The sequence below is a fragment of the Acinetobacter sp. Leaf130 genome (genome assembly GCF_001423205.1).
In the GTDB taxonomy this organism is placed as follows: domain Bacteria; phylum Pseudomonadota; class Gammaproteobacteria; order Pseudomonadales; family Moraxellaceae; genus Acinetobacter; species Acinetobacter calcoaceticus.
Genome location: NZ_LMOE01000001.1, coordinates 1,595,715 through 1,610,656 on the forward strand (window position 1 = coordinate 1,595,715; position 14,942 = coordinate 1,610,656).

Here is a 14,942-nt window from a genome sequence, read left to right on the forward strand (position 1 = left end):
TTACTTTGTCAAGTCTACTTTACCAATAAAAGTTTAGCAAGCTTTACAAATGAGAAGTTAAGATTTCTTTACATTTCGTTTATGGCAATAGCCATGAGATTTACACTATGAGCACTCTTCAAGAGCGAATGTCTTTAGCTATAAAGCACTATGAATCTACAACAGGAAAAAGATTCAAAAATACTGAATTGGCTAGATTTGCGGGCGTGAGCAGAGCTAATGTTGGGTTGTGGGTAAATGGCCCAACCCAAGAATTAGAGGGGTCAAATTTAGTTAAAGCTGCCGAGTTTTTAGGTGTTTCTAAAGATTGGCTTGCTGGACAAAGCAATAAAATGATTGCCACACAATTGGATGGCAGTGGTGCACAATTAAATGTTCTAGATATTGAAGCTTTTAAGCAGAAGTACAATATTCCAGATAGTGAAGATGCCGTTAAATTTATTCAAACCCCAATAAAGCCATTCCCTATTCAAAAAAGATATGTTCCTGTTAAAGCCTATTCAAAGATGGGAATGGATGGGTATTTCACAGATATGGGATATGATGGAAATGCTGGTGATGGTTATATCCCCACTCACACTGCTGGAGCAAATGCATATGGCATAAAGGGTACTGGTGACTCAATGTTTCCAGCTATTCGTAATGGCTGGTATGTGGTATGCGATCCCGATGCGGAACTTGTACCAATGGAATTTGTTCAAGTCTGCTTAAAAGATGGACGATGCACAATTAAGGAATTCATTGGTATACAGAATGATGTGTTAAGTCTTATTGCGGTAAATGGTGGTGAGCGTCTTACCTTTGGTATGGATGAGGTTGAGAGCATTACAGCTATTACTGATATCGTTCCGCCAAGTCAGCATAGACAAGATCATCCTAATGGTTATTAAAACTGTGAACCCGGCGCAACTTACTGATCTGCTCGCCTGTTTTAGCGAGCTGTGTAATTAAAATTTATTAAAAAAGAGAACATAATGATCGCAACACTTAATAAATCAAAAACTGCGCTAACGATCAATCGTCAAGAATTCAAATTGGCATTAGGAAAAATTGGTGCAGGAATTGATAAACAAATAACCTCCCTTAAAAAAGCCAAGCAGAGCTATGATGCTGCGGAAATGGCAAGAGAAGTCATTAGTGAAGCAAATATCTTTGAGGCTATTATTGAGGGCTTTAACGAGGCAGAAAGTACCAATCTAAAACTGGTAGATATAAGCAATTTAGATCAGGCACAAGGCTGGATTGATGAATTTTTAGAAAAATATTCAAACGAGTAAATCATTATGGGGAAGAAATATCATCAACCTGAGCTACACAAATATAGGTGTCTAACAAGCCCTGAGCAGATGGCTATACATCAAATGCTTATCTCCTATGTTCGTGAGGATCACAGATTTAACATCATAATGATGGGGAATGCTGAGCCCTACAATTTAGTAAAACTGCTAAGTGTGAATTTTGAAAATGAAGCTGATGGGATATGGATTCATTTTGAAACTATTACTGGTGAAAAGTTAGCCCTACCAATTGATTACTTATCAAGAATTGAGTTTTCAGGGCAACAAGAAATTTAATTAAAAAAGATTAGGATTGGGCTTAAAGAAGTCCTAGGGATATGAAATGGAATCCACGATATGCAAAAAATTGAAGTTAATTCCCGCAATATCAGTCATGTTCTCTATCAACATTTCTTATTGACGGTAGTACTTAGAACAGGTGAAAGGTTTATTTACAGACTTCTTGAATCAAGCACATTCAAAGAATTTGTTGATTCAAAAGATAAAGATAAATTTTATAGAAGCCATATTGATGCTAATAAAAATTTTAAGCGCATTCAGCTTTTTGTGTAATTGAAACCGTGACCCGACACGGCCCTTTAGAACATATCGGGTGGAGAAAATTGTGAGACAAGAATCGAAAGAGGCCTTAGCACTAGAACTTACCAAAGCCGTTATTAATGAACGATCTAAGAATGAAAGCGCTTTTGATATTACAGATCCTGGATTATGGATCTATGAATATACAGAAGCTCTTAAAAAGATTAATGAGGCGTATGAGGAGCAGTCAGCTGATCAAGCGTTAGATATATGGCCGAAGCTCAATCCATAATATTTGCCTTATACCCGTGCTTAATAAAGAAATTAGCCATGTGCTTCTCAAATTGAGGCACTTTGCTTTCACAAATCAGAACCGTGATTTTTCTCACTTTCCGTATATTAATAAATTCATCTGCAGCTTCAATATCTAACATTCTTTGCTTTATATCTTTATTTGCAAAATCACTTTCCTTAGGTTTTAGTAAATTGAAACGTGCTGCTTTTCTAGATTTTTTGCTCATAACAAACTCCATCCAACCCACCACCACGGTGGGTTTTCTTTTGTCTATTAAAACATATTGTTTAGTGTAATTTACAATAATTTGTAAATACCTCTTTACAGTAAATAATATGTAAAGTACTCTTTACTCATTCCTTAATAAAAAGCACGCTAGACCGACTAAAACCTGCGTGCTTTTACTCAATGAGTGAGATAAGTATGAACGTAAATGCAATTCCTTTCAACCAAATCAAAGTTACGGGCTTTACAGCTTTAGTTTTGATTGCTGGTTTAGCTTCTTGCGAATACAAGACAGCTCAATCTAGCTACGTACCAAACACGCAATTCACACCGCAAACGCAACCTAGTGCATATGGTGTACAGACTGCAAAAATCACAGGTAAAACTTCAGGCGTTGCCGTTATCAAACTTGATGGCTTCCGAGTAAACGTTAGCTTTGACTTTGAGGCTCATCCAGATAGTTACGGCGTACAAGGCTCAGAGTTCACTGCTGTAGATGTAACTCAGCTCACAATTAATGAAATCACCGATGTAAACGGTAAGTCTTACAGCGATTTCACTGATTACAACGATCACCGCAATATCAATGCCCTTCTAAAAGGCTTCATCGAACGTAATAAGTTGGTGGAGGCTTAATCATGGCTAATTTCAAAAAACACCCAGATGGCTACAAGTCATATTTAGGCCGTGACAACACTGGTTTGTATTCAGTACGTATCGGCTGGCAAGTATTTGCTTCAAATGCAAATGGCACCGTGCTGTACAAAATCATCAAAGAAGTTAAGACGCCTCTAAACGTTGAAAACTTCAAAAAAGATAGCCCAGCAGTATGGGAAGTTCTCACCCAAGAGATCAGCTTTCAACGCAAAAAGAAATTAGCTATCGATCTTCGTGAATCAAATATTCCCGCGTACGACCGTAATGCTTACAAGCAAAAGCGCGGCTTCACTGGCTCAAGATAGCTCTAAAAAAATTAATGAATACTGAATAATGAGGAATGAATAATGAGTATAGCAACCCTAATTCTTGGTCAATCTGGTACTGGTAAGTCGACAAGCTTAAGAAACCTCAATCCGCAGCACGTATTGTTGATTCAGGTTATTAAAAAACCACTGCCATTTCGCTCACCTAATTGGACATACATCACACCCGAAAACAAACAGGGTTCAATTCTTGTTTCTGATAATCCGCAATTCATTATCAATGTGATCAATGGGTCAAAGAGACCAATCATCATTATTGATGACTTTCAGTATGTGATGGCAAATGAGTTTATGCGACGTAGTACTGAAAAAAGTTTTGATAAGTTCACAGAGATTGGCCGCAATGCTTGGGATGTATTCAATGCAGCAATCAATGCTCACGACCATAAGCGCGTCTACCTCTTAAGCCACACCGAAGAGGATGGCCAAGGAAAAACTAAAATTAAAACCATCGGAAAAATGTTGGATGAAAAGATCACGCTTGAGGGCATGGTTACCATTTGCCTTCAAACATCCGTGGTTAATGATCAATACATCTTTCAAACCAAAAACAGCGGCTACTCAACTGTTAAAGCGCCTATGGACCTCTTTGCAAGTGACCATATCGAAAACGATTTAAATGAAGTGGATGTTGCCATTTGTGAGTTTTATGGCATCCCCAACCCACAAGTTCAATCACAAAATCAAACTGCTTAAACATTTATTAATTTATTGGAGCTACCCATGACTCAACAATACAAATCATTTGGCTTTAATCCTGAATCAGCAAAACAAGCAGACACAGGTAACCGCATCGAAGAGGCAGGTAAATATATCGGTCTCATTAAACATATGGAGTTTGTCACAGCAAATTCTGGAACTACAGGGTTTGAAATAGAGTTTGAAACAGATTCAAAACAATCTGCTTCTTTGACAATTTATACAGAGAAAGCTGATGGCACCCCACTCAGTGGTGTTCATAAAATTAATGCTTTGCTTGCATGTATAGGTGTTAAAGGTCTTACACCGACAAATCGCCAGATTGAAAAATACAATTTTGATTCAGGTAAACGCGAAATGATGAACTGTGTGGTTGCACCAGAGGTTGCAAACGCTCGAATTGGTTTCTTATTGCAGCGCGAAAACTATCAAAATGGTAAAGGTGAATGGAAATTCCAAATGAATTTCTTCTCTTGCTTCCATGCTCAAAGTGAATTAATGGCTAAAGAGCTACTTGATCGTAAAACAGTTCCTGAGGCCCTGCCTAAGTCTTTAGCTAATCTGATGTCTAACCCGATTACCACTCGTAAACCTAAAAATAATGGTGGTTATCAGCAAAATAATAATTTTGGTGGTGGTTATAACCAAAACTCCAATAACGGATATAACCAAGGCGGACATGGATATCAAAATAATTATGATGATGTGCCGCTTTTATTAGATAACGGCCCATCTTATAACGACGATCTTCCGTATTAATAGGTGGTCATAATGGAAGCGATTATTTTAGATACTGAAACACATACATTGCATGGATATCCAATTGAGATTGCTCATGCTCCTTGTTCTTTTGTTGATGGGAAGTTAGTTGTAAATAAGGCAGAAGTATTTGATGAATACTTCTCCTGTCCAGAACCAATTGCGTACGGCGCTATGGCTATTCATCACATTCTTGAAAGCGACATTGCAGACAAGCCAAGTTATGAAACTTTCCGTGCTCCGGAATGTGAATTCATCATTGGCCATAATATTGATTATGACATTCAAGCTATTCGATTAGCTCATAAAGATTTTAATGCGAAGGCTATTTGCACACTTGCCCTTTCAAGAATGGTCTGGCCCGAAGAAGCTCATAACATTTCAGCATTAGTTTACATGCTGACTAAGGGTAGTGAAAAAGCCCGTCAAAGCATTCGCAATGCCCACAATACAAAGCAGGACGTATTTTTAACAGGCTTTGTATTAACCCATATTTGTAAGAATCTCGGCCTTAAAGATATGCAATCGCTCTACCTTGCATCTGAACATGCTCGAGTTCCGACTGTCATGCCTTTTGGTAAATACAAAGGGGCAAAAATTAAGGATCTACCTGCTGATTATGTTGCTTGGCTGTTAAGACAAGACGACATAGATAAATACGTACTCAAGGCATTACAAGGATAAGAACATGACAAATTTAATTTCAGCTCAAGAAGCATTTAACGCATTACAAAACGGCAAAGAAGTACTATGCAGCAAGTTATTTGAAAACGATTTCAAAACACTTGAAAGCTACCCAGCTACTATTTTTGTTATGCCGGGTTATGAATTTTGCATTAAAGCCGAATTAATGGAACTTGCAGGTATCCAATTTACCAAGCCTTTAGTTGCTCATGAAGTTGAAGATGATCAAGAGATTTTTATCGTCACACCAACTCGTGTTTTAAGAACTAAGTTTCATCCTGAAAATTGCGAAATCTATTATAGCGTTTTGAATGGTTTTGCTCAGGCCGATGCAGAAAATGCAGTGCTTCAACTAAAAGCCTTAGGTGCGATTTTTGGTCAAGTTATTGACCATATAGATGTTGAAGATGGTTTTAATGATAAGCCTAAAAATCAACGAGGGAAAAGATCTTCAAAGGCTTCGACTCAAAAACAAGTTGAGGTAACTAAAGCCGAAGATCTTCCAGAAAATATGGCTATTGCTTTAGACACTGCGATTGTTATCACTGAAGGGTCTTATGTTTCCTCTTCTGAGGACCTATTAGTTCCAGTTACTAACGAACCTGAAGTAGATCCTGAATATCAAAAGACACTTGATACCCTGCTGCAACGTGTTAAAGAGTCTAAAACACCAGCCGAAGTAAATGCTGTTTATCGCTACACCCATGCATGGTCTGACAAACAAATGGAGCCTTTACTTCAAGCAACTCACAAGCGTTTAACTCAACTTGCAGATGAAAAGCCTGTAGAGAGTGAGCCACCATCATTAATGGTTCAGATCCAGAATGCACCAGATCTTACTACATTGGATGCTCTTGAAATTGATGTGGCAAGTCGTGCCCTAGAAATTCAACCTAAGCTCATGGGTTTCGTAAAAAAACGTCGTTTTGAATTAGAAAATCCACCAGTTAATGAACCTGATTATTTACCGGAGGAACCTTTCTAATGTCGAAACAGACTTTTCCAGAGTTTCTTTTCGAGCCAAAGCTGCTACCCCAGCAGCTTTTCGAGAAGTTCATAGTTTTCAACGTTAATGCTGGCTATCGCGGAAGAGGTACACCGCAAGGTGTAAACCTGATTAAAGGCAATAAAGCCACCCTCACCTTGACCGATAAAGGTGAGATGAACAAAGCAGCTCAAGAGCGCTACAAGTTAATGCTTTTGAAGTATTTCAAAGAAGGTCGCTCAGCAATGGATGAGCTGAATCACGAAGTTAAACGTATTTATAAAATGGTGGCGTGAATGATTGATTTAAAAACTAAACAAGCATTTTGGGTGGAACAATTACCATTCTTTAAAGAAAAATATTGGCTTCCAAATCATTTAGAAGTCCTTGAATTTGACATGGTTGGTGGGTGTTTTGAAATAGCTGATGGTATCAAAATCGAACTAAGTGAAGAGGATATTTTAGAAATTTACCACCGCGTTAATAGTGGTTGGGCAATGTGGAAAAAAGCTGTAACTTTCATGAAAGCACAAGCTCAGGTAATGCCAACTTGGATCAGCGTCGAAGATGAAGAGCCACCAGCAGACACTATGGTTTTAATTTGTTGGTCGGACTCACCAGACGTTCAACCAGAAAGTGACTACATGACATGTGATGAAGACTTAAATCATATTTGGGCTAATTTTGAAAGAGACCCACCAACACATTGGATGTACTTTCACAAGGTGCCAAGCAAATCGGGAGCTGAATCATGAAAATGACTGAACGAGAAGCTTTTGAATATTGGGCAGATGCTAAGTGCTATTACTTAGACAAGCGCGAGGATGGTGGATATGAAAAAGGCTCAACAGCTTTGGCTTGGGAGATTGCTCAATATTTCATGGCAGTAGGCAGAGCTCAAGCGGTGCCTGACACTCACTTGCTTGTTGAAAAGAAAAATACCGAAGACTGGTATCTCGACGATGATGAATATCTCTGGTTAGACCACGATGGAATAGATGGAACTTTATGTGAATTGAGTATTGGGGAGGTTAAGCCAGTTCAACATAAAGAATATTTAATCACTCAAAGCAATACTTTGTATGCAGCAAGAGTCTGGGATGATAACGATGATCATATTGCATGGAAATTGTTTGATTCACAAGAGACTGCCTTAGACGCTGCAAATCATTGCAAACAGATGTATGAAGCAAGCGAATCGGGAGCCGAGCAATGAATAAAATGACGCATGAACAATTTTTGTTGATGAAACTTGCTGAAGAAGCAACTGAAATTGCACAAATTGCCCTAAAGACTGCTCAGTTTGGCATGACAGAGAAACACCCTGATTTACCTCTGAATAACTTAGAAAGAATTCATTTAGAACTTAATGATCTTCATGCTGTAGTTGATGAACTAAATACATATTGTCAATTTGGTTTTGAAGCTAATCATGCTGCAAAGATCAATAAAATCGAAAAGTTAAACAAATATCTAGGTTATTCAATTCAGCTTGGAAAGGTTGAAAACGTTCCTGCAATTTTTGGCGGTTCAGAATCTGAATATAAGTCTCAACAAGAGACTCTTGTTCATAGCATAACTTTAACATGCGCTGAATTAAAAGAAGCATGTAATTTTGGTGCACCAGATGATACACAAGATCAAATGGATGATTTAGTAACAATTGGCTGGCATGAGAATGGGCATAGTGGTGCTGGTTACTATGCTTGCATGTCTGAATGTGAAGAAGAAGGTTGTATAAAGTTGGGTGAAAGCAAATCGGGAGCTGCTAATGAGTAAATCAACTTTATGGGCCGTTGCAATGCGGCCCGAAGGTGATGGCCCTTTCAAACAAACGCCAGCAGCTTCTAAAGAGATAGCCGAGAGAGCTGTTGAACGTTATAGAAAAATGCATGAAAAGGAAGGTAACAACTTTTTCCTAGAAATTTTCGATGATGTTATTAAAGTCCAGAAATGGCACGGTACCCGTAAGGACCATATTAAAAATCTATTTTATGTAGAAAGCTGGTTCACCCAAGCCATGTATCAATGCTTTGATTTGAAGACAGCTGAACGTGTTTTTAAATTTGATGAAATTGTGAATTGCTACAAGAAAGGATCTGCTCCCCTTGTAACCAAAAGCTTTGATGAAGCAAAACAATTTTACGGATCTGGAGCTGAAGCATGAGTGGATTAACCAAGGTTTTGGATGGTGGTGATTTTCGTGATCGTTGGAGTGAGCTATGTATCAAGCTCGAAGATTATGAAAATATCAATTGTGATAATTACGAACAAGAACTTCATGATTTATTTGAATACCACAGTTTTGAATTTGATGAATCAAAGCACGAATATTGGGAAGCTGAATAATGAGTGAATTTAGTTCTATCAAAGTGCGATTAAAGCTCTCAATTGGCTTTGCTGTGGGAAACCATGAAGAAGATGTATTGCTAAGTGACTACATCTCGGAAAAAGAATGGAATGCATTAGGCTTCTTTGAAAAGCAAGAATTTGTTGAAAAGGAAATCTTAAATGAATGGGCAAATGAATATATAGAGAAATGTGCTGAGGTATTGGAATGAGTGAAAAATACAGTTTTCTATTATTAGTTATGGCTATTTTTGGAATTGCATTGCTACGAACTGGAAAATATACCGATAGTTTTGTATATGCAGTTTCAATAGCTTATCTGGTGCTTTTTGTGCTGACCCACTTCAAGCCGATCGTTATTAATAACAATGACTTTTCAGGCTCAAAAGTGAGTTTGGAAGTAGATGAAGTTAAAGCGGAAAGTAAGGAGGGGTGAAATGTTAAAAGACTTAAGAAATCTATCTGATGCAGAGCAACAGGAATATTTAGATCGCTTCATAATGGCGAATGAAGAACAGAAATTCCCCCAAGAAGTTGTAGCGCTTTACTTGGATTGCTCACCATGGACCTTAGCAAGAATGCGATGTGATCAGTCATCCATGCCTTTTTCAAAAATTGGTAGACGGGTTTCTTACAAGAAGAAAGATGTACTACAGTATGAAAAGAGCAAGACTGTGCTAAATACAGCGCAGCTTGCAACGATATAAGGCGGTCACCCCGCCTTTATATCTTTTAGTCTTTCACTCCAAACAGATTGGTAATTAAAACAATCTATTTTTCCTTGATAAACTGCTTCTATCATATTCATTGATGCTTTTAATTCTTCATCAGGTATTTGAACATACCCTCCTGTGACATCTACTCTAGGCTTAGCAGTATGGTTTAATAGCCTTTTAGTCACATAAATATTAAATCTTAATAAATTACATATAGTCGCAAAAGTTCGGCGGAAATCATGCATAGAAACATAATAGTCAACCTCATTACCAACCCTATTTAATAGCGTATCAACTTTAGTTGCATGCATATTCCAAGAAGTAGGCATCTTTGTTGCTGGGAAAACCCAGTCGTTTTCTTTTAACAGCCAACGTTCACGCAAAATACTTTGTAAATGGTCTCCAATTGGGAACATGTGATCTGTACCATTTTTGGTATCTCTAAAAGTTAATGTTCCATTCTTGAGATTCACATCCACCCACTTCAATGAACACGCTTCTTGCTTTCGACACCCGGTATACATACACATCAAAACTAAATCCCGATGTGTGTTTGATCTTGCTGTATTTTCAAGATTCAACTCATCTTCATAGCTAAGGACTGCATTGTAATATTTGTGGATAATATCTTTGTGTAGATGTCTGTCTCTACTAGCAATCTTATTCCATCCTTTAGTTACGGAAATAATGTCAACTGGATTAGTTTTAAGGATCGGATTTTCATCTGTTGAATAAAGAACATGGATGTACTTCCATAAAGTACCTAAAAGAGATATTGCACCATTTGCAGATGATTCACTGATATTTGATACTTCAATAAAACGATCTAAGACTTCCTGCTTGGTAATCTGAAAAAGCTTCCTATTACCCCATCCTAAATATAGATCAAAGTATTTGTTGTATTGCTTTATCGTCTTTGGTTTAAAGTCATTTCTATCAATATAAATTTGAAGCGCTTCATTCACAGTAATTTCCAAAGGATTAGAAACATTCTTTGCTCTAGTTGGCTTCTCATATTCATTGTTTGAAATTTTCGCAAGAATCATCTGAGCTTTTGCACGAGCATTTGTAGCAGGAAGATCGGTTGTCTTGCCAATCGTTACTCGAAAAAGCTCACCCTCGTGTCTGCGCTCAACTATATATGTTTTACTTTTATTGGTTACCCTTACAGCAAAACCAATTAGTTCTGAGTCTCGATATATTTTTTGACCTTTTTCTGTTAATGGAATAGCATCAACAGTAGATTTGTTGAGTTTCATGTCTTAAACCAGTTTTAGCGAACTATGATTTAACCATGTTTCTCAACAGTCTACAAATAGTCTACAAGTACTTTTTAGTCTCAATAAAATACGTCATTTTTTAAGCTTAAGTATTTAATTTTAATAATCTTTATAATTTTAGAAGATCTACAAGCACACTATAGAAAAAGTAGAATCCGCCGAGTCTAGTTTGGATTGTAAGTGGTTGGAACAAGTGGTAAACCTTTGTATTTTCAATAGGTTAAAATTCGAGATAATTGTATATATCAAAACATCCCAACCCTACAATTCTAACACTTTGTTTTGCAATACAAATAACTAATTTATTAATAACCAGCTTTGCCCCTAAAAGCTTTTTTATTGATAAGAAAGATTAAATAAAGATAAGCAAACTGTAATTTAATTTGTACAATGTGTTAACTTGTGTAAAAATACATTTAATATTCATAAGGTATTTATTCATCAGATGTTTTTTCTTATTTTCTTAATTTGTCTTTTTCTGTTTTTACTTATCCTAAAACAACATTACCGTTAACCGTCTTTTATCAACCATCTTTTCTGTAAAAGCTTTTCTACTTCCTTTAAATTAGAACAATTAAAAATCAAATTTATAGACATCACTCTTTAGAACTAAATTTTCAAATTAAGCTTAGCTTAAATATCGAATATCAAACTCACGGATATTCACATTACCAACCCAGTACCAGAAACATACTCAACATTAAATTCAAAAATTTAATCAATAAGTTACTGTAACAACTATCGTATCTGAGTAATTACCGGGAGTCGTTGAAATAATAGTACCTTGTGGAATTTTTCCATAGACATTTGTACTTTGAGCACTCCCCGAGCCTGTTTTGGAAACACCTCCAGAACCGCCCACTGCGGTTACACCACCTGTAGTATCCCATACCGTACTATAAGTCGAGTTCTGATATAACTGATAGGGAATATATTGACTACTACCATTTGTCATACGTCTAAAGCCACCAGCAATACGGTTATTTCCATCACCCAAATAAATACTGTATGGCGTTCCATTGTTACAAGTGGTATTCACTGCACCTTGGGCAGTGTAATCACGACTAGTTGAACCAATATCATTAATATTGCCGAAATCGACATTTGATGTTGAATCTAATTGGCATAAACTCGGTACAACATAATTAGCCGTTATAGTGGTATTACCTGAATCCCAACCGCCTCCGCTATTACCTTCACAGACACTACTAGAGCTTGCCTGCATGTCCCAAAAAAGCTGAACCGTACCAGTATATGTACCTTTAGGATATGCAGTGAGCGAACCAGTGCGGGCTGGAACTTTTACATTTACAGAGTAACTAATAATATTATTTGGAGCGACTGTTCTCACTGGTCCATACCAAACATTTGAGGTCTGATTTGTAGTAGAAGAACCTGCCCCACCTACAGTTGCAATGACTGTATAAGGTAATGAAACACTGTTATTGGTGTTTGTGGTTCCCGTAAATACGGTTTTCATACACATATAAGCTGAAATTTCAGGAGTAGTACGTCCGCCAAGACATCTAATCGTGCCGGAAAAGTTGATGTTTGCATCACTATTAATTGTGGCAGCCGTATAGGTATATGTACTATTAGTGGTTCCAGTTACCGTACAAGCCGCATGTGCAGAGCTAAAAAATGCATATAATATAAAAGACAGAACAATTGCTAAAATATACTTTATGGCCAATGAAAGCTTTTTACCCTTCATCCAAAAACTATGACTGACAGTAGTTATCGACATACATAAGGCCCCAACTTTTTAGCACTGTATTGCTTATTTTCATACGCAAAATTAACTTGGCATGAACCATGATCCAGAAGATCTACTTCAAGTTTGTTTTGTTTTAATAGATTTGGAATAAATACTTCACCATCGTAGCCAACTACCCCATCTTGCTGTCCATTAATTCGAACGCTATAACCCGGCAATAACGCTGAGTTATTCGAATCAACAAGTTTGACTAATCCTGAAATGACCTGATGAGCGCCAAAGTCAACCAAGGTTCCTTGGCGATAACCTACGAATGCTGTTTGGTTAGTTGAAGTAACATCCCATTCTAAAGGTAAATATGATGGGTCTAGATAGATATGATGAAGCTGATAAGGTCTTAAATTTGAAATTAAGAATCGACCAGTTCGATCAGTCGCTCCTAAATTGACTCCACCATTTAGAATTTGGCTTTGCGGTCCAGCATTGGTCACAACTGCATAGCCATCTCCAATTTCATTAGCCGCAAAAATCCGCCCTGCTGCCGCAACCAACGATCCTGTCGCTGAAAGTGCAACCTGATCGTTATCTCCAATTCGGTTATATCGACCTGTCAGATAAGCAGCACGGGCACGGTAAGATGCATAGATAGATGCATTGTTTTGATTGGCATCCTGATCATGCTCAACATAGCCTCCCCATCCAAATGCACCGATTTGTGGGTCACTAAATCCATTTATTTCTTGTCTATATGTTGTTTTACCACTTTCATTAGAAATACTTGTAATCGCATTGACTCTGGTAGATGGTGTGTAACGCAGCGCAAAGTAAATGCCATAATCTTTGTGATTTTCATAATCTTTATACGCTGAGGTATAAAATCCCCAGTTCTTGTTCAGACTTCCACTTAAATTGGCAGAGACTAACCTATAAGAGTTGTCGCTAAATTTAATCTGGTTATAACCCAGATAAGCTCCATACCCCTCATAAAAATTATAGTTAATTCCTGCCCTAAAAATCTCATCTGCCAGCGCACTGTAGCTTAGATAGTTTTTGGGTTCAGCATCTGTTTGATTATCTTTTAAATATCGAATTTGAGACACACGGGCAAGGTCAAAGTAGTTATCGAATACTTTGCGATAACTGGTATTAAACGAAATATTCTTGCTAATACGCCCTTCTAAACCTACTAAGGCAGAATAGCCGTTTTCATCTTTATATTGACTCGCTGCAATGTCAGCATTAATTACCCCAAAACCAAACAGGTTCTTGGCAAAGCCTGTGCCCAGATTTGATAGGCCATCTGTAGAAGCCTCTGCACCACCGCTGAAGGTCAACGAGTTGCTGTAGCCGTATCGGATCGCACCCGAAGCAAAGGTGACATCATCATAATCATTCGAATACAAGCCATAGTTATAGCGTGGAACCCCGACATCTACTGAAAATTCATTAATGCCTTTTGCCAGAATTTTAGATGAAAAATAGTAAGCCTGTTTGGTAATGCTCTGCTGACCCGTTGCATCCGTGGTCACAAGCGTGACTTCATTTCCGGAAATAAACGGGAGCTGCTTAATATCAAACGGGCCTGAGGGAACAAGTCCTGAATAAATCTTTTGTTGGTTGACATATAAATCTAATGTCGAAGGCAGTGCAGCCGAACCAGAAAATTGTGGGAGTGCCGAAGTGACAATATCTCCTCGTTGGGTGTAAGCACTCGACCACTGAAAACCAGCTAGACGTACACTACTCCCCCAGTCAGAACTATTGGAAATAAAGTCCCCTAAGGTATATATCCTGATCTTTTCAGGATCTACGTACTGCCACTTACTTTCCAGACGTACCCACTTTTCATGGCTATAACTAGTTTCATTACTGCCGTTGTATAAAACCCCTGATGAAAAATTACCGATTGCGCTGTTAAAGATCCCTTCTGCAGAACCGGAGAAAACATTCTCGTCATTGGTCAGGGTGTGATACAGGCTATAGTTCAAAATGGCTGCGTTTAAAGGCTTCATTTTTAGTAAATGAGGACTGGTAATCTGCTGACCATTTAAGTCAACTGAATAATCCGCCAACATGTTCAACGGAACTTGTAAGTTTAAAGCTTGCTCATTCTCTAGATATTTAAACTGGATTCCTTTTAGTTCATTAATACACACCCATTGAGTATCTGGAATGTGTTCATCCATTTTCACTCTTAAAGTTTTTAAGTCACGAACACGAATATACAGCTTTCCATCTTGATCTTGGCGTACCGATATTAAATCTGTTGAAATATTCGAGTTAATAGAAATCTTTAAAAAAAGCTGTGTGTAAGCCTTATCAGAACTAAACACCTGATGAGAAGAGTTTGTAACTTCCGGAATACTTGGTAAAGCAATATTGGTGTTATCTTGCAATGATTCAGCAAAAGCATGAATCGGCAAGTACATAACA

General features: G+C 37.6%; 24 protein-coding genes. 20 read left to right on the forward strand and 4 right to left on the reverse strand.

Going from position 1 to position 14,942, the window contains the following annotated elements:
• Positions 1-107 precede the first annotated feature (107 nt).
• From ASF86_RS07065 to ASF86_RS07085, 5 genes are all read left to right on the forward strand, one after another.
• The gene (locus tag ASF86_RS07065; RefSeq protein WP_056480762.1) at positions 108-890 is read left to right on the forward strand and encodes a S24 family peptidase; all 783 of its coding nucleotides are present in this window, start codon (positions 108-110) and stop codon (positions 888-890) included.
• Positions 891-974: 84 nt separating this feature from the next.
• A complete protein-coding gene (locus tag ASF86_RS07070; protein ID WP_056480765.1) occupies positions 975-1,277 on the forward strand; it encodes a hypothetical protein in 303 nt (100 codons plus the stop codon).
• 6 nt (positions 1,278-1,283) lie between these two features.
• A complete protein-coding gene (locus ASF86_RS07075; RefSeq protein WP_056480767.1) occupies positions 1,284-1,574 on the forward strand; it encodes a hypothetical protein in 291 nt (96 codons plus the stop codon).
• 60 nt (positions 1,575-1,634) lie between these two features.
• Positions 1,635-1,850, forward strand: coding sequence for a KTSC domain-containing protein (locus ASF86_RS07080; protein ID WP_056480769.1), 216 nt, complete (start codon positions 1,635-1,637; stop codon positions 1,848-1,850).
• A gap of 52 nt (positions 1,851-1,902) precedes the next feature.
• Positions 1,903-2,109, forward strand: coding sequence for a hypothetical protein (locus tag ASF86_RS07085; protein WP_056480771.1), 207 nt, complete (start codon positions 1,903-1,905; stop codon positions 2,107-2,109).
• Here ASF86_RS07085 and ASF86_RS07090 read toward each other — a convergent pair.
• Entirely contained in the window at positions 2,099-2,338 is a 240-nt protein-coding gene (locus tag ASF86_RS07090; protein ID WP_056480773.1) for a hypothetical protein, read from the reverse strand. The two genes, ASF86_RS07085 and ASF86_RS07090, sit on opposite strands and share 11 nt — an antisense overlap.
• Positions 2,339-2,535: 197 nt before the next feature.
• Here ASF86_RS07090 and ASF86_RS07095 point away from each other — a divergent pair, with 197 nt between their 5' ends.
• From ASF86_RS07095 to ASF86_RS07165, 15 genes are read left to right on the forward strand one after another with little or no spacing between them, the layout of a single operon-like run.
• Complete coding sequence (locus ASF86_RS07095; RefSeq protein ID WP_056480775.1) at positions 2,536-2,973, forward strand: hypothetical protein; 438 nt, start codon at positions 2,536-2,538, stop codon at positions 2,971-2,973.
• A 2-nt stretch (positions 2,974-2,975) separates the two neighbouring features.
• Positions 2,976-3,299: a hypothetical protein gene (locus ASF86_RS07100; RefSeq protein WP_056480777.1), complete on the forward strand. Its 324-nt coding sequence runs from the start codon at positions 2,976-2,978 to the stop codon at positions 3,297-3,299.
• Between the two features lie 42 nt (positions 3,300-3,341).
• Positions 3,342-4,016, forward strand: coding sequence for a hypothetical protein (locus tag ASF86_RS07105; RefSeq protein WP_056480779.1), 675 nt, complete (start codon positions 3,342-3,344; stop codon positions 4,014-4,016).
• Between the two features lie 27 nt (positions 4,017-4,043).
• Positions 4,044-4,778, forward strand: a complete 735-nt coding sequence (locus ASF86_RS07110) for a hypothetical protein (protein WP_056480781.1) — start codon at positions 4,044-4,046, stop codon at positions 4,776-4,778.
• A gap of 12 nt (positions 4,779-4,790) precedes the next feature.
• Positions 4,791-5,462: a putative quorum-sensing-regulated virulence factor gene (locus ASF86_RS07115; protein WP_056480783.1), complete on the forward strand. Its 672-nt coding sequence runs from the start codon at positions 4,791-4,793 to the stop codon at positions 5,460-5,462.
• Between the two features lie 4 nt (positions 5,463-5,466).
• The gene (locus tag ASF86_RS07120; protein ID WP_056480785.1) at positions 5,467-6,447 is read left to right on the forward strand and encodes a hypothetical protein; all 981 of its coding nucleotides are present in this window, start codon (positions 5,467-5,469) and stop codon (positions 6,445-6,447) included.
• Positions 6,447-6,743 (forward strand): hypothetical protein, encoded by a 297-nt coding sequence (locus ASF86_RS07125; RefSeq protein WP_056480787.1) that lies wholly within the window; start codon positions 6,447-6,449, stop codon positions 6,741-6,743. The genes ASF86_RS07120 and ASF86_RS07125 overlap by 1 nt, the downstream gene beginning before the upstream one ends.
• The gene (locus ASF86_RS07130) at positions 6,744-7,202 is read left to right on the forward strand and encodes a DUF551 domain-containing protein (RefSeq protein ID WP_056480789.1); all 459 of its coding nucleotides are present in this window, start codon (positions 6,744-6,746) and stop codon (positions 7,200-7,202) included.
• Positions 7,199-7,663 carry a hypothetical protein gene (locus tag ASF86_RS07135; RefSeq protein ID WP_056480791.1) on the forward strand — a complete coding sequence of 155 codons (465 nt, stop codon included), beginning with the start codon at positions 7,199-7,201 and terminating at the stop codon, positions 7,661-7,663. The genes ASF86_RS07130 and ASF86_RS07135 overlap by 4 nt, the downstream gene beginning before the upstream one ends.
• The gene (locus ASF86_RS20035; protein ID WP_227508780.1) at positions 7,660-8,226 is read left to right on the forward strand and encodes a hypothetical protein; all 567 of its coding nucleotides are present in this window, start codon (positions 7,660-7,662) and stop codon (positions 8,224-8,226) included. Before ASF86_RS07135 ends, ASF86_RS20035 begins: the two co-directional genes overlap by 4 nt.
• A complete protein-coding gene (locus ASF86_RS07145; protein WP_056480793.1) occupies positions 8,219-8,614 on the forward strand; it encodes a hypothetical protein in 396 nt (131 codons plus the stop codon). The genes ASF86_RS20035 and ASF86_RS07145 overlap by 8 nt, the downstream gene beginning before the upstream one ends.
• Positions 8,611-8,796 carry a hypothetical protein gene (locus ASF86_RS07150; protein WP_056480795.1) on the forward strand — a complete coding sequence of 62 codons (186 nt, stop codon included), beginning with the start codon at positions 8,611-8,613 and terminating at the stop codon, positions 8,794-8,796. Before ASF86_RS07145 ends, ASF86_RS07150 begins: the two co-directional genes overlap by 4 nt.
• A complete protein-coding gene (locus ASF86_RS07155) occupies positions 8,796-9,008 on the forward strand; it encodes a hypothetical protein (protein ID WP_056480798.1) in 213 nt (70 codons plus the stop codon). The genes ASF86_RS07150 and ASF86_RS07155 overlap by 1 nt, the downstream gene beginning before the upstream one ends.
• Entirely contained in the window at positions 9,005-9,232 is a 228-nt protein-coding gene (locus ASF86_RS07160) for a hypothetical protein (RefSeq protein WP_056480800.1), read from the forward strand. Before ASF86_RS07155 ends, ASF86_RS07160 begins: the two co-directional genes overlap by 4 nt.
• A gap of 1 nt (position 9,233) precedes the next feature.
• Positions 9,234-9,503, forward strand: coding sequence for a hypothetical protein (locus ASF86_RS07165; protein WP_056480802.1), 270 nt, complete (start codon positions 9,234-9,236; stop codon positions 9,501-9,503).
• Between the two features lie 5 nt (positions 9,504-9,508).
• Here ASF86_RS07165 and ASF86_RS07170 read toward each other — a convergent pair whose 3' ends face one another.
• From ASF86_RS07170 to ASF86_RS07180, 3 genes are all read right to left on the reverse strand, one after another.
• Positions 9,509-10,771: a tyrosine-type recombinase/integrase gene (locus ASF86_RS07170; protein ID WP_056480804.1), complete on the reverse strand. Its 1,263-nt coding sequence runs from the start codon at positions 10,769-10,771 to the stop codon at positions 9,509-9,511.
• A 739-nt stretch (positions 10,772-11,510) separates the two neighbouring features.
• Positions 11,511-12,506 carry a spore coat U domain-containing protein gene (locus ASF86_RS07175; RefSeq protein ID WP_413772530.1) on the reverse strand — a complete coding sequence of 332 codons (996 nt, stop codon included), beginning with the start codon at positions 12,504-12,506 and terminating at the stop codon, positions 11,511-11,513.
• Positions 12,507-12,529: 23 nt separating this feature from the next.
• Positions 12,530-14,938 carry a fimbria/pilus outer membrane usher protein gene (locus ASF86_RS07180; RefSeq protein WP_155860167.1) on the reverse strand — a complete coding sequence of 803 codons (2,409 nt, stop codon included), beginning with the start codon at positions 14,936-14,938 and terminating at the stop codon, positions 12,530-12,532.
• Positions 14,939-14,942: the final 4 nt, after the last annotated feature.